This window comes from Dactylosporangium sp. NPDC049742, from assembly GCF_040674675.1.
GTDB lineage: Bacteria > Actinomycetota > Actinomycetes > Mycobacteriales > Micromonosporaceae > Dactylosporangium > Dactylosporangium maewongense.
In genome coordinates this window covers 19,122-44,653 of sequence record NZ_JBFANF010000085.1, presented here as the reverse complement: position 1 = coordinate 44,653, position 25,532 = coordinate 19,122, and the positions used below count along the sequence as shown (strand labels likewise).

Genomic DNA, 25,532 nt, shown 5'->3' with positions numbered 1-25,532 from the left:
GCCGCCGAGTCGACGTCGACCGCTTTCTCCGCGGTCCAGTCCGGCGATATCTCGTCCTCACCGTCGATCGGGCCGAAATTGAAGAGACGACTCGGCCGCGATCGCGGCGCTCCTGCTGGGTCAGGGCATCGGGCCCGGCGACGTCGTCGGCGTGTGCCTGCCGCGCGACCACCGGATGCCGGCGACGCTGCTCGGGGTGTGGCGGGCCGGGGCGGCCTACCTGCCGCTGGAGCCCGAGCTGCCGGCCGGGCGCCTGGCCTGGCTCACCGCGGACGGCGGCGCGAAGACCGTGCTCTGCCGGTCCACGACCGCCGCCGCGGCCGGTACAGGCGCGCTGGACCTGGACCTGGAACTCGACCGGGCGCCGGCCGTGCCCGCGGCCGACCTCCCCGCCGTCGGGCCCGGCGATCGGGCCTATCTGCTCTACACCTCGGGCTCGACCGGCAAGCCGAAGGGCGTGGCCGTCGCGCAGTCCAGCGTCGCCGCGCTCACCGAGGCGCTGCGCTTCGAGCCCGGCTTCGGGCCCGGGGACCGGATGCTCGCCGTGGCCACGCTCAGCTTCGACGTCTCGTGCGCGGAGATCTGGTCCTCGCTCGGCGTCGGCGCCTGCTGCGTGGTCGTCGACCGCGACAGCGCGGTGGACGGGTACCGCCTCGGCCGCCAGATGGCCGAGCACCGCGTCAACGTGATGAACGTGCCGCCGACGATCCTGCGCACCCTGCTCGCGGCGGGCTGGACCGGCGGGGCGGACCTGCGCGTGTGGGCCGCCGGCGAGACGCTCGACCCGGCCCTGGCCCGGGAGCTGCTGCCGGTGGTGCGGGAGCTGTGGAACACGTACGGCCCGACCGAGGCCACCGTGCTGTCGACCGCGTACCGCGTCCTCGAGGTCGGCGACGCCGTGCCGATCGGGCACGCGATGCTCGGCGAGCGGCTGTACGTCATGGATGCGCTGGACCGGCTCGTCCCGGCGGGCGTCGTGGGTGAGCTCTGGATCGGCGGCGCCGGGCCGGCCATCGGCTACCACAACCGGCCGGACCTGACCGCGGCCGCGTTCGTGCCCGACCCCGTCGTGCCCGGCGGGCGGTGTTACCGCACCGGGGACCTGGTCTACCGCCGGCCGGACGGTGAGGTCGTGTTCTGCGGCCGGCGCGACCATCAGCTGAAGATCCGTGGGTACCGCGTCGAGCTCGGCGAGATCGAGGCCGTGCTGCGCGCCCACCCCGACGTCGAGCACGCGGTCGTCACCGCGCGGGGCCAGGGTGCGGAGGCGCACCTCATCGGCTACGTCGCGGGCCCGGTCACCGCCGGACAGATGGCCGCCCACCTGCGCGCGAGCCTGCCCGCCTACCTCGTGCCGCACCGGTGGGTGGTGCTCGGCGCGCTGCCGATGACGCCCAGCGGCAAGGTCGACCTGGGCGCGCTGCCCGAGCCCGGCGAGGACCGGCCGCACCGGCCGGCCGAGTCGATGATGGAGCAGCTGGTCGCCGACGTCTGGGCCCAGATCCTCACCACCGATCGCATCGGCGCCGACGACAGCTTCTTCGGTCTCGGCGGGCACTCGCTGGCCGCGACCCGGGCCGTCGGCCGGCTGCGAGAGACGCTCGGCTGCGCGATTCCCGTGCGGCTGCTGTTCGACCATCCGGTCCTCGCGAACTTCGCGGGGCAGCTCGAGCGGCTTGTCATGGACGACATCGTGGCCGAACCGGCCACCGGCAAATAGAAAATTGGGAAGTTAACTATGACTATGTCTGACCAGGACAACTTACGGGCCATCATGGAGCGGCGGGTCGCGGCTGCCCGCGCCGCCGCCCGGGTCGACGCGGAGATCCCGCGCCGGTCCGACCCGGCCGCGCCGCAGCCGCTGTCACCGTCGCAGGCCCGGCTGTGGTTCAACGCGCAGTTCGAGACCAACACGTCGATCTACCATGTGCCCACGGTGCTGCGGCTGACCGGTCCGCTCGACGCCGACGCGTTGCTGGCCGCGCTGCGCCAGGTCGCCGCCCGGCACGAGGTCCTGCGCAGCGTCATCGCGCCGCCCGGACACGCCGTCGCCGGCCCGGCCGACCGGATCGAACTGTCCCTTGTGGACATCGACGAGCCGGCGCTGGACGCGGCGCTGCGGACCGAGGTGAGCCGGCCGTTCGAGCTCGACCGCGAGCCGCCGATGCGGGCCGTGCTCTTCCGGCTCGGCGCCGAGCACCACGTGCTGGCCCTGACCGTGCACCACATCGCCACCGACGCGTGGTCGCAGGACCTGATCCTCGACGAGATCGGCGCGTTGTACGCCGCCCGGCTCGGTCAGGGCGCGCCGCCCGCCCCGCCGCGGCTGCAGTACGCCGACATCACCGAGTGGCAGGCCACGCGGACCGCGGACGACCACGTCGGCTGGTGGGTCGAGCGGCTGGCCGGGCTCGCCCCGGTGCTCGCGCTCCCCGTCGACCGGCCCTACCCGGCGGTGGCCGACTGGAGCGGCGGCTACCTGCCGTTCAGCCTGTCCCCGGCGCTGGCCGAGCGGGTGCGCGCGACCGCCCGGGAATGCAACGCGACACCGTTCATGGTGGTGCTCGCGGCCTGGCAGGCGCTGCTGGGCCGGCTCTGCGGCAGCGAGGACGTCGCCGTCGGCGTGCCCGAGTCCGGGCGCCACCACCGCGCGACCGAGGGCGTCGTCGGCTGCTTCATCAACACGCTCGTGATGCGCACCGACCTGTCCGGCGACCCGACCGGCCGGCAGCTGCTCGACCGCGTCCGGGAGACCACCATCGAGGCGTTCGCGCACGCCACCGCGCCCTTCGAACGGGTCGTGGAGGCCGTGGCGCCCGAGCGCTCCACCGCCACGACGCCGATCTTCCAGTCGATGCTGTACCTGCTCGAGACCACCCAGCGAGACCCGGTGCTGCCGGGCGTGCGCGCCGAGCGGCTCGACGCCCCGCTCGACTTCAACAAGTTCGACGTGAGCCTGTCGCTGGAGGCCGAGGGCAGCGGCTACGAGGGCGAGCTGCACTACCGCCGCGACCTGTTCGACCGGGCGACGGCCGAACGCTGGGCGCGCTGGCTGCTCGCCCTGCTCGACGGGATGCTGGCCGAGCCCGACCGCCCGCTCTCGCAGCTCGACCTGCTCAGCGACGCCGAGCGGTCCGACCTGGTGGCCCTCGGCACCGGCCCCGGCCTGCCCGCCGGCGCGCCCGCCACGGTGCTCGACGCGGTCCTCGCCCAGGCCGACGCCCGCCCGGCGGCCGTCGCCGTCGACGCCACCGACGGCACCCTGAGCTACGGCGACCTGGCCTCGGCCGCGGCCCGGATCGCGACCGCACTGCGCGAGCACGGGGCCGGGCCCGGCGCGCCCGTCGGGATCTGCCTGCCCCGCGACCGGCACCTGCCCGCCGCGCTGGTCGGCGTCTGGCAGGCCGGATCGGCGTACGTGCCGCTGGAGCCCGACCACCCGGCCGAGCGGCTGCGGTACCAGCTCAGCGACTCCGGCGCCAAGGTCGTCCTCGCCGCCGCGGAGACGCTCGACGTGGCCCGCCCGCTCGTCGAGGGCACCGGCGCCGTCCTCGTCGACCTGGCCGACGCGCTCGCCGCCGAGCCCGGCGAACTCCCGGCGCCCGGACCGGACGACCTCGCGTACATCCTCTACACCTCCGGCTCGACCGGCCGCCCCAAGGGGGTGGAGCTCAGCCACGGCGCCGTCGCGGCGTTCGTCGCGGCCAACTGCGAGCTGGTGCCGGTGACGCCCGACGACGTGATGCTCGGCCTGACCGCGCTCTCGTTCGACGTGGCCGGGATCGAGCTGTGGTGCGGCCTCGGCAACGGCGCCCGGCTGGTGCTGCTGGAGCGCGGCGTGGCCGTCGACGGGCACCTGGTGGCGCAGCGCATCGCCGAGTCCAAGGTGACCGTGATGACCGCGACCCCGACCACGTTCCGGATGCTCGTCGCGGCCGGCTGGCAGTCACCGGAGGTACGGGGGATCGCCATCGGCGAGGCCCTCGACCCCGCGCTCGGCCGCGAGCTCACGGCCCGGCTCGGCGAGTGCTGGAACGGCTACGGTCCGACCGAGACCGCCGTGGCGTCCACGATGTACCGCCTCACCGCACCCGTCGGCGACACCGTGCCCATCGGCACCCCGATGGCCGGGGAGTGGGTGTACGTGATGGATGGCGCCGGCCGCCTCGCGCTGCCCGGGACCATCGGCGAGCTGTGGATCGGCGGCGCCGGTGTGGCCCGCGGCTACCACGGCCGGCCCGACCTGACCGAGGCCGCGTTCGTCGCCGACCCGGTCCGGCCCGGTGAGCGCTGCTACCGCACCGGTGACCTGGTCCGCTGGCGCACCGACGGCCTGCTGGACTTCCTCGGCCGCCGCGACCACCAGGTGAAGGTCCGCGGGCACCGCATCGAGCTCGGCGAGATCGAGTCGCAGCTGCGCTCGGCGCCGGGCGTGGCCGAGGCGGTGGTGACCGTCGCCGACCCGACCGGCGACGCGCACCTCGTCGGCTACGTGGTACCGCGGCCCGGGTCGACGCCGGACACGCAGGCCCTGGAGGCCCTGCTGCGGGCGACGCTGCCCGACTACATGGTCCCGCGCCGCTGGGTGACGCTGGACGCGCTGCCGGTCAACGCGTCCGGGAAGGTCGACCGCACCGCGCTGCCCGAGCCGCGGGACGAGGTGCAGCAGCGGGTCGCGCCGCGCACCGAGGCGGAGCAGCTGGTCGCCGAGATGTGGAGCGCCGTGCTGAAGCGCGATGAGCTGTCGGTGTACGACAACTTCTTCGCGCTGGGCGGGCACTCCCTGTCGGCGACGCTGGTCGTGGGCCGGCTCCGCGACGCGCTGGACTTCCCGGTGCCGGTCCGGCTGCAGTTCGAGCAGCCGGTGCTGGCGAACTTCGCCGCCGCGCTGGAGGCGTTGCTGCTGGACGAGGCGGCGCAGGCGTGACAGTCACCGACGCCCAGCGCTCGCTGCTGCAGCAGCGGCTGGCCGGGGCACGCCGCAACGCCGCCCGCGCCGCCAGCACCATCCCCGCGTCCCCCGACCGGGACTCGCCGGCGCCGCTGTCGCCGGCCCAGGCCCGGCTGTGGTTCCTGCACCAGCTGGAGCCCGACAGCGGCTCGTACCACGTGACAGCCACCGTCCGGCTGACCGGCCCGCTGGACGTGGCCGCGATGACCGCCGCGGTCCGGGACCTCGCCGTGCGCCACCACGTGCTGCGCACCCGGTACGTGGACCGCGACGGCGAGCCGAGCGCGGTGCTGGGCAGCGCGGACGACGTGATCGTCGAGACCGACGGGGAGATCGACGACGTCCGGCAGCGGGCGTTCCGGCTCGAGGAGGAGCCGCCGCTGCGGGCGCTGATCCGCCGCGACGGGCCGGACGAGCACGTGCTGCTGCTCGTCGTGCACCACATCGCCTTCGACGAGTGGTCCGTCGACCTCGCCCTGCGCGAGCTCGCCGACCTGTACGCCGCCCGCCTCGACGGCCGCCCGGCGCCGGACGCGCCCGGGCTGCAGTACGCCGACTACGCCCGCTGGCAGGCCGGCCGCGAGCCGTCGGCCGCGGCCCTCGACCGGTGGGTCGAGCGGCTGCAGGGCCTGGCGCCGGTGCTGGACCTGCCGACCGACCGGCCCCGCCCGGCGGTGGCCGGCCACGGGGCCGGGGAGGTGCCGGTGCACGTACCTGCGGCGCTGGCCGGCCCGCTCGCCGACCTCGCCGCCTCCTGCGGGGCCACCCCGTTCATGGTGCTGCTCACCGCGCTCCAGGCGCTGCTGGCCCGGGTGTGCGGCACCGACGACATCCCGATCGGCGTCCCGGTCGCGGGCCGGCACCACCCCGACATCGAGAAGATGATCGGCTGCTTCATCGGTACGCTGGTCATGCGGACCGACTGCTCCGGCGACCCGACCGGACGCGAGCTGCTGAACCGGGTCCGCGAGGTGGCGATCGACGCGCTCGCGCAGTCCGAGACCCCGTTCGAGCGGATCGTGGAGCGGCTCCAGCCCGAGCGCACCCTCGGCCACACGCCGATCTTCCAGGTGCTGCTCAACGTGCTGGAGCAGCCGGCCGCGGCGCCGCGACTGCCGCACCTGGACGTGCAGGGCGTCCTGCTGCCGACCCACACCGCCAAGTACGACCTCAACCTCACGCTGTCGCGCGTGGCCGACGGCTACCGCGGCATGCTGGTGTTCCGCACCGACCTGTTCGACCAGGAGACCGTCCGGCGGCTGGTGGACTGGTTCCTGGCGCTGCTGACGGGCCTGGTCACCGAGCCAGACCGCCCCGTCGGAGCGCTGGCGCTGGAGCCCGGCGTGCGGCCCGGGCCGGACGGCCCGCGGGTGTCCTACCCGCTGGACCGGCCACTGCACGAGCTCATCGCCCGCCACGCCGGGTCGACGCCGGAGGCCACCGCGGTGGTCGCGGCGGACGGCCGGCTGACCTACGCGGAGCTGGACCGGCGCGCCGGGGCGGTGGCGGCCCGGCTGCTGGCGGCCGGCGTACGGCCCGAGGAGCCGGTCGCGGTGCTCACCGAACGCGGGACGGCCCTGCCCGTCGCGATGCTCGGCACGCTGAAGGCCGGCGCCGTCTACCTGCCCGTCGACCCCGGCTACCCGGACGGCCGCGTGGCGGAGATCCTCGACACCGCCCAGGCCCGGTTCGTGCTCACCGAGACGGCGTTCGCGGACCGTGCACCGTGCCGTGCCCCGGGCCGCGAGGCGATCGTCGTCGCGGACGTGACCGGCGAGCCGGCCGAGGCCGTGGTGGTGCCGATGGACCACCTCGCGTACCTCATCTTCACGTCCGGCTCGACGGGGCGGCCGAAGGGCGTCATGGTCGAGCACCGCAACATCGCGCACTACCTGCACGCCGTGGCGGACCGCATCGGGCACCGGAAGTCCTACGCCCTGGTGTCCACCCACGCGGCCGACCTCGGCATGACGAACCTGTTCGGGGCGCTCGCCACCGGCGGCGTGGCGCACCTCGTGGACCGCGAGACCGCCACCGACCCGGAGGCGTTCGCGGCCTACCTGGCCGAGCACCCGGTCGACGCGATGAAGCTGGTCCCGAGCCACCTGGAGCTGCTGGCCGCGCACGGCGACCTCGCCGCGCTGCTGCCCCGCGAGCTGCTCGTCCTGGCCGGCGAGCCCTGCCCGTGGGAGCTGGTCGACCGCATCGAACGGGTCCGGCCGGACCTCGAGGTCCAGGTCCACTACGGCCCGACCGAGACGACCGTCTCCGTCTTCGGCTGCGACGTGCGCGAGGTCCCGGCCGAGCGCCGCACCGGCATCGTCCCCATCGGACGCCCGTTCGCGAACGTCGAATGCCGGGTGACCGACCGGGCGGGCCGCCAGGTGCCGGACGGGGTGCCGGGCGAACTGCGCATCGGTGGCCCGAGCGTGGCCCGCGGCTACCTGAACCTCGTCGACGACCGTTTCCAGCAGGGGTGGTACCGCTCCGGCGACCGCGTCCGCGTCGACGCCCACGGCCTCGTGCAGATCCTCGGCCGGGTCGACGACCAGGTGAAGATCCGCGGTTTCCGGGTCGAGCTCAACGAGGTCGCCTCCGCGGTGCGCGGGGTCCCCGGCGTCGGCGAGGCCGTGGTACTGCCCGTCGGCGAGGCGCACACCCGCCGGCTGGCCGCCTGGATCACGCCCGCGACCGCCGACCCCGGGCAGGTGCGGGCCGCGCTGCGCGACCGGCTCCCGGACTACATGGTGCCGTCGGCGTTCGTCGTCCTCGACCGGCTCCCGCTGACCGCCAACGGCAAGGTGGACCGGACCGCGCTGCCCGCACCGCAGCCGCCGGGCGCCGCCACCCGGGTCGCGCCGGAGTCCCCGACGCAGCTGCGGGTCGCCGCCGCCTGGGCCGAGGTCCTCGACGGTACTGAGATCGGGCTCGACGACGACTTCTTCGCCCTCGGCGGCGACTCGTTCAAGGCCGTGCGCGCCGTGCGGGCCATCGACCCGCAGCTGCGGGTCATCGACCTGTTCACCCGCCCGACCGTGCGCGAGCTGGCCGCCTATCTCGACGGCGACACCGGCTCGACCGGGCTGCTGCACCGCCTCGCCGGCCCGGCCGACGCGACCCTGACCGTCGTCTGCGTGCCCTACGGTGGCGGCTCGGCCGCGGCCTACGGGCCGCTCGCCACCGAACTCGCGCAACGCCTGCCGGGCGCCGCCGTGCTGGCGATCGAGCTGCCCGGGCACGACCCCGCCCGGCCCGACGAGCCGCCGCTGCCGATGGCCGAGCTGATCGACCGCGTGGTCGCGGACCTGCCGCCCGGCCCGGTGCTGGTCTACGGCCACTGTGTCGGCTCGGCGGCCGCCACCGAGCTCGCCCTCCGCCTGGAGTCCGAGGGCCGCGAGGTCGCCGGGCTCGTCGTCGGCGGCAGCTTCCCGGCGGCCCGGCTGCCGGGGCGGGTGTCGTCCTGGCTGCACCGGCGCTTCCACGCCACCTGGTTCACCTCCGACCGGGCGTACCGCGACTTCCTGCGTACACTCGGCGGCCTCGACGACGACGAGGGCCTCGACGCCGACGTGATCCTGCGCAGCCTGCGGCACGACGTGGACGAGTCGCAGACATGGTTCACCCGCGAACTGACCCGGCCCGACCGGCGGCGGCTGCGGGCGCCCGTGCTGTGCCTGATCGGGGCGCGGGACCGCTCGACGGAGCTGTACCAGGAACGCTATGCGGAATGGGGCGCCTTCGCGGACCGTGTCGCCCTCGCCGTCCTGCCCCGGGCCGGGCACTACTTCCTCAAGCACCAGGCGGCGGCCGCGGCCGACGAGATCGCCGGCACGCTGCGGGAGTGGAGCGCCGGCCGGGCGCCGGAGGTGGTCAGCACCGCGGTCACCGGCGGCCGCGCCCGGCGCGACCTGCGCGAGTTCTACGTCATGACGGCCGGCCAGACCGCCTCGCTGATCGGTGCCGCGCTCAGCTCGTTCGCCCTGGGCGTCTGGGCGTACCAGCAGAACGGCCGCGTCGCCGACTACGCCCTCGTCACCATGCTGGCCCTGCTGCCCTCGATCCTGCTGCTACCGGTGGGCGGCGCCGTCGCGGACCGGATCGACCGGCGGCGCATCATGCTGGCCTGCAACGGGGCGGGCGCGGCGGTCATGTCCGCCGTGGTCACCCTGCTGGCGCTGGGCCGCCTGGAGATCTGGAGCGTCGGGCTGCTGGCCGGGCTGCTGTCCGCGGTGACCGCCTTCCACCGGCCCGCCTACCTGGCCGCGGTCGCGCAGCTGGTGCCGAAGCCGTACCTCGGCCAGGCCAACGCCCTCGCCAACCTCGGCCCGGGCATCGGCATGCTCATCGCCCCACTGGCCGGCGGCGCGCTGATCACGGCGCTGGGCATGCCGTGGGTGGTCGCGGTCGACGTGGTGTCGCTGCTCGTCGGCGTCGGCACGCTGCTGCTGGTGCGCCTGCCCGACCGGCTCTTCCGCCGCCAGGAGGAGACCTTCGTCCGCGCGATCGTCGGCGGCTGGCGGTTCCTCATCCGGCGCCGCCCACTCATGGTCATGATCGTGTTCTTCGTCGTCGAGAACTACCTCGCGATGCTCGCCCTCGCCGTGACCGTGCCCACCGTGTACGCCTTCGGCGGCACGACGGGGGTCAGCGTCGTCACCGCGTTCAGCGGCGTCGGGGCCGCCCTCGGCGCGCTGGCCATGGTGCTGTGGGGCGGCGCCGAACGCCGCGCCACCGGCATGGTCGGCTTCGTCATCGGCGTCGGCCTCGGAGCCGCACTCGTCGGGCTGCGGCCGTCGACGGCGCTCGCGGCGGCGGGCAGCCTCATCTGGTACGCCTCGCTCACCATCCTCAACGCCCACTGGCTCGCGATCATCCAGGTCAAGGTCGGCCTCGAACTGCAGGGCCGGGTCCTCGCCACGAACCAGATGCTGGCCGTGGCGATGACACCGGTCGCGTTCCTGACCGCACCGCCGTTCACGGAGGCGGTCGCGCCGCTGCTGCGGCCGGGGGGCGCGCTCGCGGACACCGTCGGGCGGGTCGTGGGCGTCGGGGATGCCCGCGGCACGGGCCTGATCCTGCTGGCCTGCGGCGTGCTGCTGGTGATCTGGGGTGCGCTGGGCCTGGCATACCGTCCCCTGCACCGGATGGAGGACGACCTGCCGGACGCCGCAGCGGGCGCCGAGATCCCCGACTCACTGGACGAGGTCCAGGCCCAGGCCGACGAACAGGCGCGCGTGTAGTCCGACGCACCGGGCGGCCGCGACGTTCTCGCCGCGGCCGCCCACGAACAGCACGTGATCGGGGGCCAGGCCGACCTCGCGGCAGCACCAGCGACATGCCGCGGGTCCGGCCTGGCAGCCCGATCCGGCACGAGAAGGCCACCAGTTCGAAGTGGCCGCCCATGTGGATCGGCGCGCTCACCGACGCGTGGGCCCTGCACCGGCACGCCGCCGTCGCGGCCCCGGACGGCCGAACGCCGACGGGTTCGTACGATGACTCGCGATGCCAGACTCCCTGCACGTTCCTGGACGGGACGTGCAGGGATGTGCACGACGATGCCGCTGTCGTTGACCGCCGGTGCCCGGAAGGCCGTACATGGAGCGCACAAGCAGGTTGTCCTACGCGATCGCCAGCGCCGTCGCCGTGCCGACGGCGATTGCCACCGGTGTCACGCTGTGGCTGGTGAGCCGCCCTCAACCGGCGGGCGAGAGCGGCCCGGTCCCTGCGGCCCCGCTGCCGGTGTCCTTCGCGCCACCCGCCCCCGAGCGGGCCTCACAGTGCCAGGCCCTGATCGGACGCCTGCCGGCAAACCTTCTCGAGGCGGCGCATCGTCCGGTCGCCGCGCCAGAGGACAGGTTCGCCGCGGCGTTCGGGGCGCCGCCGATCGTCGTGCGCTGCGACGCGGCCAAGCAGGCCGTGGCTCGGACAGATTTGGTGTATCTGGTCTCCGGCACGTGCTGGGCAACGCGACCGGCGGGCAACTCGACGACCTGGACCACCATCGATCGCGACATCGCCGTCAGCGTCTCCGTGCCGAATCACTACTCGTCTCAGGGCCAGTACATCGAAGGTCTTGCAGGCGCCGTTCGGGAGATCCTGGCCCGCTCGGAAGCAATACCCTCCGGTTGCCGTCCAGAGTCGGGTGTGAGCAGCTACTAGCACTGCGAGGGGTGATCCCATCCCATCGTCCGATCGCCGCCTCGTCTGGCACGTTCGACGTCGTCAAGGGCAGCACCACCGTAGCCGTGACCGGTCGGCCCGGGTGGTCATGACCGCTGCGGCAGGTGGTGGCCGGGCGGGGTTGTTACGGTCTGTGGGTGGTCATGAATGTGCGTGTCACCGCGATCGTGATCGAGGACGACCGGATTCGGCACGGCGGCGCGGTCGGCCTCCAGGGCGTGTCCAGCGGAGAACGTCTCGGTGAACAGCGCACCGGCCGATGAGCCCATCGCGGCGCTGACCGTGCCGCGCTGAGCCGTCTGATAGAAACTATGTTCGTGGATGAAGCACAGGTGCCCGACGGGCAGGACCACGTCACCGAACGGCTTCCGTCCGGCGTGCCGCACCGCCCGGTCCGGGCGATCGGCATCTTCACCGGATCGCCGGTGGACGACGTCGCCGAGGAGTTCCATACCCGGCGTCGTACGCGGCTCGCCCTCACCCTGTCGACCGCTGCGGCGGTGATCCTCGGGTCGTTCCTGCTGGCGCACGACGCCGGGCCGATCGAACTGCCGAGCTCCGCAGGACGCGAACCGGGTGCGGCCGGCACCGCGCAGCCGGATGGGACGGAACCCGCGGTCGAGTCCAGCGTCAGCCCGTCCCCGGGTACCGGAAGCGATCCGTCGGCGGGCAACGGCCGAACCGAGTCGGGCGGCGCGGCCGGACGCCCGGGCAACGCCACGGACGGCGATGGACACACCGACCCGGGGTCCGCCGTCACCACCGCCCCGCCGACGGCCGGCGCGCCGGCCACCACGGCGCCGGTGACGAGCGCCAACCCCGAGGCGACGCCGGCGCTGGTCGCCGTCAGCCTGTCGACCTTCGGCGGGGTCGTGGTCGCCGGCTGCGCCGACGGGAAGGTGCGCGTCCTCGACGTTCGGCCCGCCCCAGGCGCGAAGGTCGCGAGCGTGGACGGCGGCGCCCGTGACACGGCGCGCGTGGAGATCGACCTGCTGGCCGCCAAGCTCCGCCTCAACGTGCGCTGCGTCGCCGGTCTGCCGGTCGCCACCCCGGTCTGAAACCGAGCCGTGCCGGCCAGTGCTGTGCGTCGGTCCGGCGTGCGGTTCGGTAGCGTGCCGACGCATGAGCTATGACCTCACGTTCTTGCTGAAGGACTCGGCCTCGCCGTCCGACGCTGAGGATGTCGAGGATGGCGAGGGCTGGGACGACGATGACGACGACGAGGCGTTGGAGGCGCCGGACGGCGTGGCCTGGGAGCGCATCGTCGAGGAGTCGCGGAGCGTCCTGGGCGACGTCGACGTTCGTCGGCATGACGGTTACTTCGAGCTTGACCACGAGCCCACCGGCATTCAGGTGAGCCTGTACGCGGACGAGGCCGGCGTGACGGTCCCGTACTGGTATTCGGGGGCCGAGGCCGAGGCGATCGTCCGGGTGATGTATCAGATCGGCGAGATCGTGGAACGCTGCACGGGCATGGCCGGACGGGACGAGCAGGTCGGCCTGCCGGTGGCCGACGCTGCTGGCCGGCAGCAGCTCGCGGTCTCCGTCTTCAACCACGTGTCGGGCACGGTTGTCCAGCCCCGAGCTGAGGAGTAGAGCGCCGGGGTGAGCTGTGGTTACCTGCCTCCGGTGATGTGCTGATGACCGGCCGAAGTGGGGTGGTGGCTGCGCATGTCCTGCCCGCCCCACTTCGACGGACTGTACGGTTACTTGCAGCGCCAGAGGACCGGGAGGGTGCCCTTGGACGGGGTCTCCAGGGAACCGGCGGACGCGTTGCCGGCGATGAGCAGGCCGTCGTGGCTGATGCCCTTGGGCACGTCGCGGAGCCGGGCGTCGGTGTGTTCGGGCAGGCGTGGCAGGCGCAGCGTGGCCTGATCGTCGAGGAGCAGGGTCGCGTTGCCGGGCAGGTCGCCGGCGACCATCCAGCCGTCGGTGCTGACGTCCCCGGCAGCGCCCTGGGCGTCCGGGAAGGTCTGCACCTCGCCGGTGCGCAGGTTCCAGCGGGCCGGCACGCTCGTGTGCTGCGTCTCGGCCGCGCCGCTGACCCAGTCGCCGGTGATGCCCGCGGCGGACGCGCCGGTGGCGGGGGCGCCGGCGACGACCGGGAGCGGCAGTTCCCGGCGCGTCCCGTCGGACGTCCAGACGTACGCGTGGCCGGTGCTGGTCTGCGGGTCCCGGATCGTGCCGACGATGGTCCTGCCGTCGGCGGTGATGTCGGTGGCGTGCCCCTCCCAGACCCCGGAGGGCAGCGGGAGGGGTGTCGGCGCGTCCGACGCCGAACGCCAGAGCACCGGGAGCCCCTCGTCCTCGCCGACGATGACGCCGCCGTCGCTGATCGCGGACGGGGACGGTCGACGGCCCGGTAGCGGCCGGGCCGTGCCGCCGTCGTACACCCAACCCTGGCCCTCGGCGGAGCCGACCACGACGCCGCCGGGGTTGACGTCGGTGGGGATCTGCTGCGCGCCCGGCAGGTCGGCGCGGTGCAGGACGCCTCGGTCCCAGATCAGCAGGTCGAAGTTCGACGTGCTGCCGGTGTGCGCCGTCCGGCCGACGACGTACCGTCCGGTCGGCGCCATCGCCATCACCAGCGTCGGCGCGCCGCCGACCGGCAGCGGGAGCCGCTCGACCTCGCAGGCCGTGGGCACCACGGAAGGGGTGGATCCGGCAGTGGGCGGGTCCGCCCGGTGCGGCGGCGCCGAGCGGAGCACGAACGGGGCGCCGGCCAGCAGCAGGACCGTGACGCCGCCGGCCGCCGCCGTCCAGGCGCGCCGCCGGGCGGCCCGGCGCCCCAGCCGGACGACGTCGTCCGCCAGGTGCGGCGGCGAAGCGTCGACCGAACCGGCCCGCCGCTCCAACGTGGTGCTGATGCGTTCGTCCAGCCGGTCCACGATTCGTCCATCAACCCTCCACGCGCCATCGCCGACAACATCGGATGGAAGGACGCAACCTCGCGCCCACCGGTTGTCATCCGCGGCGGACGATTCCAGTCGCGTTGGAGCGCCGCTGGTTGCGCTGTGTCAGCCTGATCGTCCGCTCGGGACACGTATCTTCCGGCGAGCCGCAACAGCGCTCGCAGCTCCCGCCGGAACCGTCCAACTCCCGCTAAGGTCGGCGGGTGGTCGACAACCCGCTGCACGAGCCGGCCGTCTGGCGTCCCTTGGTGGAGGCGCTGCTGCGCAGCGCCCCGCCCGATGTCCGGGAGACCGAGTTCGTCGGCTCCATGTCGTCCGGCGGGTACGGCGGTTCGACCAACTACGACGGCGACCCGGGCCGGGTCGGGCTGGACCTCGCCCGGGGGGAGCGGCCGATGGACGCGCTCGCCCCGATCGCAGACCTGGTCGACGGGGCGGGCGTGGCGATCCGGGCCGTGGCCAGGAGCACCGGCGACGGGATGGTCAGCATCGTGGCTGCGGCGCCGCAGGTCACGTTCGGGATGGGCAATCAGGTCCTGGAAGTGGTCACGCTCGTGCCCGGCGCGGACCCCGAGCCGTTCCGTCGCACACCCGTGCACCACGACGGCGTCACCGTGTCGCCGGGCGCCGACCCGGACGCGGTTACGGCGCTGGTGCGCGAGCTGCTGCCGGAGGCCCGGCCGGCGAGCCCGGCGGCGCTGGCGGCGGCCGAATCGCGGCTCGGTGCGGCGCTGCCCGAGGACGTGCGGGCGCTGTACCTCGCCGCCGGCTCCGGTGAGCTGATCATGCGGCCGCGGCAGGAGGACCGCTTCTACGGGCTGCAGATCGTCGGCCTGGACGACGCGGCGGCCAGGGACTACCTCGAGCCGAAGGCGCGATACCTGTCGTGGACCTACGGCGCGACGGAGGTCGTCCCGCCCGACCCGCATGGGCGGGTCCAGGCGCTCGGGGCGTCGCCGGCCTGGTTCGTCGTCGGCGACGACTGGGGCGGCAATCTGTACGTCGTCGACCTCGCCCCGGGACCGTGCGGCACTGTCGGCCAGGTGTTGTTCGTCGACCACGAGATGAGCGCGGGCGCGCAGTGGGTCGCGCCGTCGTTGACCGAGCTGCTCGTCCGGCGCCCCGTCGACATCGCTGGGCGGCCCTCGGAGGGCGGACTGCTGGTCCGGGTCTCCGGCACGACCCTTGCCGCGGTGGAGCCGGAAACCGAGGTCCTGTACGTGAGGGGTGGACCCGTCGACCTGGCGGCGCTGGCGGGCCACTCGCGGATCCGTACCCTGTCCACCTCGTCCGATGCGGTCACCGACCTGAACGCGGTCACCGGCCTGCCCGCGCTGGAGTTCCTCGAGCTCGACGTCAACGGGTGGCAGCGGCTGCTGCACGCGGGACACGTCCCGCCGACGCTGCTCACCGCCGGACTGCGCGGCCGCGCCGGCTGGCAGGCTACCGTCGACGTGCTCAACGGCCTGCTCACCCTGCGGGGCCAGCCGGTATTGAACGTGACCGACGTTCCGGTCAGTTCACCGCGACGCTGAGTACGCCGAACAGGCCCACCCGGACGGCCGACGGCAGCGACGGGTTCCCGACAACCGGGCGCGGCACCCCGCGTTTCACCCCGCACCGCCCCCGGCACCCGCCGCGCACAGTCACCTCATTCGTCGAACGACGCGAGATGAGGGTGTACCGATGACGCTGGAACTGGATCGCACCGGCTCGGCCGCAGCTGCTCCTGCCGAGGGCACGCGCACGGTGCGGGGCACCGTCACGTTCGCCGGTGGGCGTGGCATCGCCGGGCGGACGGTCATCGCGTGGCACAAGCGGCTGCGCGACGAGTCCGAGCTCGGCCGCACGGTCACCGGTGCGGACGGCGCGTACGAGATCACGTACCCGCCCGGCGGCACGCCGGTGGACCTGCTCGTCCGGGTGTACGCCCAGGACGGCACCACGATGGCGGCCGAGTCGGCGGTGGTCTTCTCCGCGGGCGAGGTCGAGTCCGTGCCGCTGACCGTCGACGGCGGAAAGCCGGCGACCTGGTCGGAGTACGAGCAGATGATGCAGGAGCTGCAGCCCCACCTCGGCGACGTCCAGCTCGCCGACCTCGCCCAGCGCACCGGCCAGCGCGACCTGAGCCTGCTCGCCGGGAAGGTCAGAAGGCCGGCAGAACGGCTGGCCTCGCTCGTCGTGGCGCACAAACTGGCCCGCCGCACCGGCCTGCAGCCGGAGGTGCACTACGGCTACGTCCGCCAGCAGCTGCCGACGAATCTCAGCGCGTTGCTCGCCACCGAGCCCGAGGTCCGCGTCCGGGCGCTGGAGGAATCCGTACGGCAGCGGATCGTCCCCGGCGTCCTGTACGACCGCATCGAGCAGATCGAGGCGGCGTTCCGGGCGGCTGCGGTGAAGTACGGCGCGGGCCCGGCCCCGATCGCGAAACTGCTCGGCGGGGTCCTGGACCAGCCGGCCGACCGCGAGGCGTTCATCGCCAGGTACGCCGCCCACGTCGACGACGCGGCCCGCGATCGGGCCGAGACCGATCCGGCGCGGTTCTGGACCGCGCTCGCCGGCGATCCGCGGCTCGGCCCGAAGGTGCCCGAGTTGCAGTTCACGATGCAGGTCGCGGCGCTCACCGGTGGGCACGCACCGCTGGTGAACCGGCTGCGGGCGATGCGTGCCGGCGGCGAGGCGCCCACGTTCCGGCACTTGGCCAAGCTCGGCGTCGCCGACTGGAAGACGGTGATCACCAGCCAGCCCGTCCCGGCGGCCGACCAGGTCCCGGCGGAGATCACCGGCGCCGACCACGCGACCCGGGTGACCCGCTACGCCGAGACCCTGGAGCGCATCGTCACCGACGCGATGCCGACGCAGGTGCTGGCCTACCGCGCCCAGGCCGACCAGACCCGCTCCGCGGGGCTGCGCGCCTTCTGGACCAACGTCACCAGCCGTGGCGTCGCCTTCGAACTCGGCGCGGTCAAGGTCGAGTCGTTCCTGGCCGCGCACCCGGAACTGCTCCAGGGCATCACCGACGCCGAGGCGGTCACCCGGGAACTGCGCGCCACCCAGCGCGTGTTCAACCTGACCCGCCGCCACACCGAGACGGCAGCCCTCCTCGACGCCGGTCTCACCTCGGCAACCGACATCGCGAAGCTCAACCACGACGACTTCGTCGAGCGCTACGGCCAGATCTTCCCCGACGCCGAGCGGGCCGGGCAGGTCCACGCCCAGGCCGCCACCGTCGCCGCGGCGGCGATGGCGACCGTCGCTGCCTACAGCCCGCAGTACAACACCGTCGACGTCGCGAGCGTGCTGACGCCGGACGCGGTGAACGTGCCGACGCTGACCGACCTGTTCGGGTCGCTCGACGCGTGCGCCTGCGAGCACTGCAAGTCCGTCGCCGGCCCGGCCGCGTACTACGCCGAGGTCCTCGAGTTTCTCAGCCGGCGCGGCGCCGACGCACCGTTCGGCAATGCGCTGAAGGTGCTGCTGGCCCGGCGGCCCGACCTCGGCGACATCGAGCTGACGTGCGAGAACACGAACACCGAGCTGCCGTACATCGACCTGGTCAACGAGGTGCTGGAGCAGGCGGTGGCACCGTTCGCGCCGTTCACCGTGCCCGCCGCGCTCGCCGCCGACCTGGACCTGCGCAAGGTGCCGGACCAGATCCGGGCACCGTTCGCCCAGGCCGGGTACCCGCTCAGCGCCGGCCAGGTGGTGTACGTGGTCCTGAAGGGCCAGCGCTGGCACCTGTCCGACGGCTCGGTGCGTTTCGACCTCGTCCGGGGCGGCACCACGAGCACGACCATCACGGTCACCGCGATGACGTACCAGACGGGCGCGGACGCCGGACGGCTGGCGGCGAGCCCGGAGCACGTGAACACCCGGGCGTACGACGTGCTGCGGTCCTCGGTGTTCCCGCTGGATCTGCCGCTGGACCTGTGGCGGGCCGAGACCGCCGCGATGCTGGGCCACTTCGGCGCCGACCGGGCGGGCCTGCTCACCGAGTTCTCGCCGTCGTCGCCGTGGACCGCGTTCAACCGTCCCGAGGTGATCGGCGAACGGCTCGGGATGGCACCGGCCGAACGGGTACTGCTGACCGGCGGTACACCGGTGCGCGTCGCCACGACGGCGTCGCTGCCGGGACTCTCCGAACTGCGGACCGTCGACGGCGTCGCGCTGACAGCCGGGCAGCTGGTGCTGGTGAAGGACCAGACCGACCAGTCGCAGAACGGGGTCTACACCGTCAGCAGCGCCGCCTGGAGCCGCGCTGACGCCCCGGGCCTGGTGGCTGTCGCGGAGGGCACGGTCAACAAGGTCACGACGTGGCGGTTGGTGCCGGCGGCGACCGGCGGCCACCGCGGTGAACGGGTCATGCCCTGGCACTATTACGGCCTGGCGCAGACCGGCAACCCGGTCGAGGTCTTCAGCGGCTCGTCGATGCCGGTGACCCAGCAGCTGGACTGGCTGTCCGCGCTCACCTGGGTGACGAAGGTGATGGACCGGCTGGCGGTCGGCTACGAGGAACTCGTCGAGCTGCTCACCACCCGGTACGTCAACCCGGACGCGGCCGTGCGGATCGTCTCCGCGCAGTCGACCGACCCGACCACCGGCGAACTGTGGAAGCTGAAGCTGACCGGGGTCACCGAGGCGTTCCTGGCCCGCCTGCACCTGTTCGTGCGGCTGTGGCGCCGGCTCGGCTGGACCACGACCGAGCTCGACGCCACCCTCGCGGTGTTCCAGGGCGCGCCGGCGCAGCCGTTCACGACCACGGTGCTGCGCGGGTGCCTGGCGGTACAACTGCTGGCGACCCGGCTCGGGCTGACCCGCGAGCAGACGCTGACGTTCTGGTCGCCGCTGCCGGTGACCGGCCCGGATCCGCTGTACCAGCGGCTGTTCGCGAACCCGGCGGTCGTCGACCCGGTCAACCCCGCGTTCGTCCCGGTCAACGGTGCCGTGTCCGTGGCGCCCGAACCGCAGGCGAACCGCGCGACCCTCGCCGCCGCGCTCGGCGTGAACGACGGCGAACTGGGCACCCTGCTGGCAGCCCTCGCCCCGACCGGCCCGCTGGACCTGGCCAAGCTGTCGGGGCTGTACCGGCACGTGCTGCTGGCCCGCGGGCTCGGGCTGCCGATCGCGGATCTGCTGACGTTCAAGGCGATGACCGGCCTGACCGACGTGTTCCTCCCGCAGAACCCGCACAACGTGCTGTTCCTCGCCGAGCTTCTGGACCGGGTCGCCGCGGCCGGGACGTCGGTCGCGGAACTGGACCACCTGCTCCACCACCGGGGCAGCGCCGTGACGACGCCCGCCGACACAGCGATCACCGCGGTCCTGGACGACATCCGTGCCGCCGTGCGAGCGCTGCACGAGCCGGACACCGCGGTCGTCGACCGGGAGGGCACGGCGCTACGCTCCCGGCTCGCCGCGCTGGGCTGGCCGGACGAGCTGATCGACGACCTGCTGGTGGCGCTGTCGCCCGACGCGGTGTACTCCGCGCCGCTGGCGAGCCTGCCACCGGGTTTCCAGGTGCCGGCCGACCTGCGCGGACGGGTCGAGTGGGTGAACGGGGTGCTGCGGGTGACCGGGCCGCTGACCGTCGCTGAGCGCGAGTCGCTCAGCGCGGCCGCTCCGACGGCGACCGCGTTCCTGGCCGCGGTCAAGCAGATCTTCGCCGCCGCCCGGTCGGCTGTGACCCGGCTGGCGCTGCGCTGGCCGACGTTCCAGGCCCCGCTCAAGGGGCTCCCGGCCGGTGTGGTGTTTCCCGCCGAGATCAAGGCGCGGGTGTTCTACGACGCGCCGGCCCGGCGGCTGTGCTTCCGCGGCGCGATGACCGTCGCGGACCGCCGGCTGCTGAACTCGCTGTCCACCGACGGGTTCTACCGGGCCGCGGTCGAGGAGCTGTACGCCGCGGTCGCGCAGTACCAGCCAGAGCCCGGCAACGTGTTGGTGTCCGCGGTGGACGCTGCCCGGTTGTTCGACGAACCGGTCACGGTCCTGCAGCGGTACGCGATCGTGCTCGACCGGGTGCTGGCGTTCGTCCGCGTCGAGCAGGGCACCGAGATCGTCATCCAGCACCTGGCCGAGGCCCTTGCGGTGCCGACGCACACGGTCCGGGCGTTGCTGACCGGCACGCTGCACGCCGGGACCGCACCCGAGCAGTTCGCGATCGCCGACCTGCTCGAGCCGGCGTACCTCGGCAGCGAGCCGGAGATCACGATCACCGCCGCCGGGTTCCCGCACCAGTTCGCCACGGTCCGCCGGCTGGCCAAGACGCACCGGCTGACCGGCCTGCTGCGCCTGCAGCCCGGCCAGCTGCACTGGCTCGGCATGCCCGGGGTACCGGTCCGCCCGGCACCCTGGCTCAGCGTCACGCCGGTGCCGACCGGCTGGCTGCACCCGGACGAGCTGGCGGTGACCGAACCGGTGGACCCGTCGCCGGCCCGGTTCGCGGCCTGGCTGCGGCTGGTCGACCTGGCGGCCGCGCGCGACCGGGTCCCCGGTGGCGCGGACACGGTCGAGCGCATGCTCGCCGACGCCAGGGCGACCGGCGCCACGACCGCGACCGTCCTCGGTGGACTGGCCACCCGGACCGGCTGGGTCACGGCGGACCTGACGGCGCTGGCCGCCAAGCCCGTGCTCGACCTGACCGCGGTCGACCGGTTCGCCGACGAGACCGCGCTGGCCCGGCTGATCCCGGCGATCGGCCGGATCACCCGGCTCGGCGCGAGCGTGGCACAGACGGTGGCGTTCACCGCACCGTCGCTGACCGCGGCCGACGCGCGGGCCGCCGTGCAGCTCGTCCGGGCCCGATCCACGGTGGACGAGTGGCCGCGGGTCGCCCGTCCGCTGCGGGACGGGCTGCGCGAGACCCAGCGCAAGGCGCTCGTCAGCTACCTCGTCGCGAACCCCGACCCGGCGAAGGGGCAGCACTGGCGGGACGCGAACGGGCTGTACGGGCACTTCCTCATCGACACCGAGATGAGCGCCTGCGCCACCACGTCGAGGCTCAAGCAGGCGATCGGCTCGGCCCAGCAGTTCGTGCAGCGCTGCCTGCTCGGCCTGGAGACCGGGCCGAAGATGACGAACTCCGGCTGGCGGGACTGGCCGTGGATGAAGCAGTACCGCGTCTGGGAGGCCGCCCGCAAGGTGTTCCTGTTCCCGGAGAACTGGATCGAGCCGGAGCTGCGGGCCGACCGGTCACCGCTGTTCCGGGCCGCCGAGGCCGAGCTGGGGCAGGACGACGTCACCTCCGAGTCCGCCGAGCGGGTCGTCGCCGGGTACATCCACAAGCTCAGCCTGATCGCCCGGCTGGAGATCGCCGGCATCTACCGGGTCGGGTCGTCGGACATCCACGTCTTCGGCCGGGTGCCGGGGACGCCGACGCCGCTGTTCTACCACCGCCGGTTCCTCGGCGGGCGCTGGACCGCGTGGGAGCCCGTCGACCTGGACATCACCGAGCGGCACATCCTGCCGGTGGAGTGGCGGGACCGGCTGTTCCTGTTCTGGCCGGTGTACACCGAGACACCCGTGCCGGTGTACGGCGGTTCCGGGCCGGTCGCGGACCCGTCGCCGAACGAGCTGGACATCCAGCTGGCCTGGAGCGAGTACGTCGACGGCAAGTGGCAGCCCCGGCGCATCACCACGCAGCGGGTGCGGTCCGATCTCGGTGCGGTCGGCCCGCGCGGCGACCACCTGTTCTGGATCGAGAAGGGCTCGACGGACCTGCAGATCTGGTTCGACAGCAAGATCGCCGGAACCCCGCGGGACGGCTGGCGCTTCTCCGGCCCGGAGGGTTTCGTCCAGCCGATCGAGCACGAGCCGATCCGGGTGTACCCGCCGGCCAACACGCACGAGGACGGCAACGACTTCGTCCAGCTGGCCGAGCCGAACGGCTGGGACAACCTGTACCTGCCGAAGGACGACACCGCGTTCCCGGACGCGACGTACACCCTGACGTTCAAGGAGACGCCCGGCCGGTACACCCTGTCCTACCCGCACCAGTATCACGGCCTGCGGCCGGACCGGCCGTTCTTCTTCAGCGACGACGAGCGCACCTTTTACGTCACTTCGCGGACCGTCACGGTGAACCTCGCCGCCGACCCCGTCCGCGTCGACCCGGCGGCGATCGACCGGGTGCGGCGGCACTACTACCTCGACCAGGACCTCGACGGCGCATCGGTGCAGGACCCGGCCGGGCACACCGTCGACGACGGACGGCTGGACGCGCCGCAGCAGCTCGTGGTCGCGGCCACCCAGCAGCGGCGGTACCTGTTCCAGCCGCACTTCCACGGCCGGATCGCCAACCTGGTCCAGGGGATGAGCAGCGGCTCCCCGACGAGCGCGCTGAGCCGCACGATTCAGCTCGGCGAGACCGAGAACTTCGACACCCGGTACGACCCGACCACGGTCGTGGACGCGCCGTACCCGGTGGAGGACATCGACTTCACGTACGGCGGCGGGTACACGCTCTACAACTGGGAGCTGTTCTTCCACCTGCCGCTGCTGATCGCCGACCGGCTCAGCGCGAACCAGCGGTTCGAGGAGGCACAGCGCTGGCTGCACCTCATCTTCGACCCGACCGACAACTCCACCCTGAAGGCACCGCAGAAGTACTGGCAGACCAAGCCGCTGCACACGCTGAGCAACGCGACGATCCTCAACGACCGCATCGACAAGATCCTCAAGATGCTGGCCGGCGGCAACCCGCCGGACGGCCTGCTCGACGAGGTCGACCAGTGGCGCGACAGCCCGTTCGACCCGCACGCGATCGCCCGGCTGCGGCCGACCGCGTACGCCAAGAACGTCGTGATGCGCTACCTGGACAACCTTGTCGCGTGGGGCGATCAGCTGTTCCGCCGCGACACCCTGGAGTCGATCAACGAGGCCACCCAGCTGTACGTGCTGGCAGCCCAGATCCTGGGCCCGCGGCCGTCGCTGATCCCGCCACGGGCCGTCCCGCAGGTGCAGACGTACTCCACGCTGGAACTCGACCTCGGCACGCTCTCCAACGAGCTCGTCGACATCGAGTACCTGTTCGGCTCGGTCCGGCCGGACACGGTCGTGGTCAACCCGAACACCCCGCCGGTGCCGCTGCCGAAGACGCTGTACTTCGGTGTCCCCGCCAACGACAAGCTCCTCGGCTACTGGGACAGGGTCGCCGACCGGCTGTTCAAGATCCGCCACTGCATGAACGTCGACGGGATCGAACGCCGGTTGCCGCTGTTCGAGTCGCCGATCGACCCGGCGCTGCTGGTGCAGGCCAGCGCGGCCGGTGCCGACATCGCCAACGCCATCGCCGACGCGTCGGCGCCACAGCCGGTCTACCGCTTCCGCGCCCTGGCGGCGAAGGCGGTCGAGCTCAGCCAGCACGTCCAGCAGCTCGGTGCGAGCCTGACCCAGGTGCTGGAGAAGCGCGACGCCGAGGACCTCGCGGCGCTGCGTGCCGGGCAGGAGACCACGCTGCTGCGCACGATGGAGCAGATCCGCGTCCAGCAGGTCGAGGCCGCCACCCGGCAGCTGGAGACCCTGCGTGCCTCGCGGGACCAGGCGATGGCCCGGTACGTGCACTACCAGCGGCTGCAGGGCGTCGCGCAGCTGCACCGGCCGGGCGAGGGCGAGCAGATCCAGGAGGTGGCCGCGCCGGCGAAGGCCGCCGTCGTCAACGGCGAGGGCACCAAGATGATCGCGTCCGAGCAGCAGCAGCTCGACGAGCTGGCCACCGCGCATCGCTTCCAGGACAGCGCGCACGGTTGGGAGGCGGCCGCGATCCTGTCGTACTACATCCCCGACCTGAGCATCGCCACGCTGCCGTGGGGCGTCGGCGGCAGCGTCAAGCTCGGCATCTCCGGCTCCGCGCTCGGCCCGGCCCTGCAAGCGATGGCCAGCCGGGAACGGGCCGGTGCGAGCAAGCACGCCGACGGGTCGGCCCGGGCCGCCATCGTGGCCGGTCTGGTGCACCGCGAGACGGAGATGGTGCTCCAGCAGAACCTGGCCGGCAAGGAGATCATGCAGATCGACAAGCAGCTCGCCGAGGCGGCCGTGCGCGTGCGCATCGCCACCGACGAGCTGGCCGGTCACCGCACCCAGCTGGAGCAGGCGCGCGGCACCGAGGAGTTCCTGCACAGCAAGTACACCAACGCCGAGCTGTACAACTGGATGATCGGCCGCACCGCGCAGGCATACTTCGCCGGGTACCAGCTCGCGTTCGACGTGGCCAAGCGCGCCGAGCGGGCGTACCGCTTCGAGCTCGGCGTCGACGGCAGCTCGTTCGTGCAGTACAGCTACTGGGACAGCCTGCGCAAGGGGCTGCTCGCCGGTGAGGCGCTGCACCGCGACATCCAGCGGATGCAGGTGTCCTATCTGGACCTCAACCGGCGCCAGCACGAGATGACCAAGCACATCTCGCTGGCGAGCCTGCACCCCGAAGGGCTGCTGGCGTTGCGTCGCCAGGGCAGCTGCTACCTGGAGCTGCCGGAGGCGCTGTTCGACCTCGACCAGCCCGGGCACCACATGCGGCGGATCAAGTCGGTCAGCGTGACCATCCCGTGCACCACCGGGCCGTACACCAACGTGACCGCCCGGCTCACCCTGCTGGCCAACCGGACCCGGGTGAGCGCCGCGGTCAGCCCCGGCTACGCCTGGACCGGGCCGGAGGACGTGCGGTTCCGCAGCGATTCCGGCGGCGTCCAGTCGATCGTGACCAGCACCGGGCACGAGGACGCCGGCATGTTCCAGACCAACTTCGACGACGAGCGGTACCTGCCGTTCGAGGGCGCCGGCGCGATCGGGGCGTGGCGAATCGAACTGCCCGACACGTTCCGGCAGTTCGACTACGAGTCGATCAGCGACGTGATCCTGCACGTGCGCTACACCGCCCGCGACGGCGGCGGGCAGCTGCGGTCCGCCGCGAAGGCCGACCTGGCGGCCGCCGTCACGAGCATGCCGGTCGGTGAACGCGCCGCCGGGCTGTACCGGATGGTGTCGGGCCGGACCGACCTCGGCGACGGCTGGCCGCGGTTCCTGCACCCCGACGGGACCGCGCCGCACCTCCTGACGGTGCCGCTGGGCCGCGACCGGTTCCCGGCACACGTGCGGGACCGGGCGCTGAAGGTGAACGCGGCAGCGGTGTTCGTCCGGCTCGCCGACGGCCTCACGTACGACCCGGCCGATCCGATCGAGCTGCGGCTCACCGCTCCGTCCGGCCCGCCCGCCGAGCTGTCGCTGGCCGTGTCACCGGCCGAGCTCGGTGGCCTGCCCGCGGCCGGGACGGCGTTCGCCCAGGGGGTACCGGTGTCCGCCGAGACCCCGTGGCGGTTGGAGATCCGCGCGATCCCGGCCGCGCTGGCCGAGACCGTGACCATCGGCGGCACGACCGTGACCCGCTTCAAGGAAGGAGTGCTCGCTGATGTCGGCGTCGTCTTCGGCTACACGTTCTGAGGCCGTTCCCCGGCCGGAATCGCCGGCCGCCGCTCAGGCGGCGCATCAGCCGCGCGGTTTTG

Annotated in this window: 10 protein-coding genes and 1 pseudogene; 10 read left to right on the top strand and 1 reads right to left on the bottom strand. The window is 73.3% G+C overall.

Annotated features, from left to right (window positions below):
- Positions 1 to 97 precede the first annotated feature (97 nt).
- The 8 genes and pseudogenes from AB0J72_RS52760 to AB0J72_RS52725 all read left to right on the top strand — a co-directional run.
- Positions 98 to 1,393: pseudogene (locus AB0J72_RS52760) on the top strand (amino acid adenylation domain-containing protein); the annotation flags it as partial.
- Positions 1,388 to 1,720, top strand: a complete 333-nt coding sequence (locus AB0J72_RS52755; protein ID WP_363414794.1) for a phosphopantetheine-binding protein — start codon at positions 1,388 to 1,390, stop codon at positions 1,718 to 1,720. The pseudogene AB0J72_RS52760 and the gene AB0J72_RS52755, both read left to right, overlap by 6 nt.
- 24 nt (positions 1,721 to 1,744) lie before the next feature.
- Positions 1,745 to 4,927: an amino acid adenylation domain-containing protein gene (locus AB0J72_RS52750; protein ID WP_363414791.1), complete on the top strand. Its 3,183-nt coding sequence runs from the start codon at positions 1,745 to 1,747 to the stop codon at positions 4,925 to 4,927.
- Entirely contained in the window at positions 4,924 to 10,191 is a 5,268-nt protein-coding gene (locus AB0J72_RS52745; RefSeq protein WP_363414789.1) for an amino acid adenylation domain-containing protein, read from the top strand. The genes AB0J72_RS52750 and AB0J72_RS52745 overlap by 4 nt, the downstream gene beginning before the upstream one ends.
- A 373-nt stretch (positions 10,192 to 10,564) precedes the next feature.
- Positions 10,565 to 11,110, top strand: a complete 546-nt coding sequence (locus AB0J72_RS52740) for a DUF3515 family protein (protein WP_363414786.1) — start codon at positions 10,565 to 10,567, stop codon at positions 11,108 to 11,110.
- A 158-nt stretch (positions 11,111 to 11,268) separates the two neighbouring features.
- Positions 11,269 to 11,394 carry a hypothetical protein gene (locus AB0J72_RS52735; protein WP_363414784.1) on the top strand — a complete coding sequence of 42 codons (126 nt, stop codon included), beginning with the start codon at positions 11,269 to 11,271 and terminating at the stop codon, positions 11,392 to 11,394.
- A 54-nt stretch (positions 11,395 to 11,448) separates the two neighbouring features.
- Positions 11,449 to 12,189 carry a hypothetical protein gene (locus AB0J72_RS52730; protein WP_363414781.1) on the top strand — a complete coding sequence of 247 codons (741 nt, stop codon included), beginning with the start codon at positions 11,449 to 11,451 and terminating at the stop codon, positions 12,187 to 12,189.
- Between the two features lie 64 nt (positions 12,190 to 12,253).
- Positions 12,254 to 12,727 carry a hypothetical protein gene (locus tag AB0J72_RS52725; RefSeq protein ID WP_363414778.1) on the top strand — a complete coding sequence of 158 codons (474 nt, stop codon included), beginning with the start codon at positions 12,254 to 12,256 and terminating at the stop codon, positions 12,725 to 12,727.
- Between the two features lie 110 nt (positions 12,728 to 12,837).
- On the opposite strand, the gene AB0J72_RS52720 is transcribed toward AB0J72_RS52725, so the two are convergent.
- Complete coding sequence (locus tag AB0J72_RS52720; protein ID WP_363414775.1) at positions 12,838 to 14,019, bottom strand: hypothetical protein; 1,182 nt, start codon at positions 14,017 to 14,019, stop codon at positions 12,838 to 12,840.
- A 227-nt stretch (positions 14,020 to 14,246) separates the two neighbouring features.
- Here AB0J72_RS52720 and AB0J72_RS52715 point away from each other — a divergent pair, with 227 nt between their 5' ends.
- On the top strand, positions 14,247 to 15,578 hold the full coding sequence (locus AB0J72_RS52715) for an SMI1/KNR4 family protein (RefSeq protein WP_363414773.1): 1,332 nt from the start codon (positions 14,247 to 14,249) through the stop codon (positions 15,576 to 15,578).
- 151 nt (positions 15,579 to 15,729) lie between these two features.
- A complete protein-coding gene (locus AB0J72_RS52710; RefSeq protein ID WP_363414770.1) occupies positions 15,730 to 25,470 on the top strand; it encodes a neuraminidase-like domain-containing protein in 9,741 nt (3,246 codons plus the stop codon).
- Positions 25,471 to 25,532 lie beyond the last annotated feature (62 nt).

Bases quoted from the DNA above. Each gene is read 5' to 3' on its own strand.
- AB0J72_RS52755 (WP_363414794.1), top strand. From the start codon at position 1,388: ATGACGCCCAGCGGCAAGGTCGACCTGGGCGCGCTGCCCGAGCCCGGC.
- AB0J72_RS52750 (WP_363414791.1), top strand. From the start codon at position 1,745: ATGTCTGACCAGGACAACTTACGGGCCATCATGGAGCGGCGGGTCGCG.
- AB0J72_RS52725 (WP_363414778.1), top strand. From the start codon at position 12,254: ATGAGCTATGACCTCACGTTCTTGCTGAAGGACTCGGCCTCGCCGTCC.
- AB0J72_RS52710 (WP_363414770.1), top strand. From the start codon at position 15,730: ATGACGCTGGAACTGGATCGCACCGGCTCGGCCGCAGCTGCTCCTGCC.